General features: G+C 25.7%; 1 protein-coding gene. It reads left to right on the top strand.

Annotated features, from left to right (window positions below):
• Positions 1 to 91 precede the first annotated feature (91 nt).
• Positions 92 to 269 (top strand): prepilin-type N-terminal cleavage/methylation domain-containing protein (locus NLF92_RS14330; protein WP_432420231.1); only part of this gene is annotated, 178 nt, incomplete at its 3' end.

Genomic DNA, 269 nt, shown 5'->3' with positions numbered 1-269 from the left:
AGTAACATATTTACATGTAATTGTATTGTAACTTTTCATGTTCTTTTAGTAAGCTTTATGTAGAATATACAAAAATAAAGAGGTAGAAGTATTGAAAAAAGCATTTTCTTTAATGGAATTAATGGTAGTAATCATAATCTTAGGATTACTTGCAATGTTTGTTTTACCAAACTTAACTGGTAAAAGTGATGAAGCAAAAGAAAAACTTGTTTGTATACAAATGAAAAGTGTGGCTCAAACACTAAAAATGTTTAAACTTGATACATCAT

Source organism: Opacimonas viscosa (assembly GCF_024199005.1).
GTDB lineage: Bacteria > Pseudomonadota > Gammaproteobacteria > Enterobacterales > Alteromonadaceae > Opacimonas > Opacimonas viscosa.
This window is presented reverse-complemented; position numbering and strand designations above follow the sequence as displayed.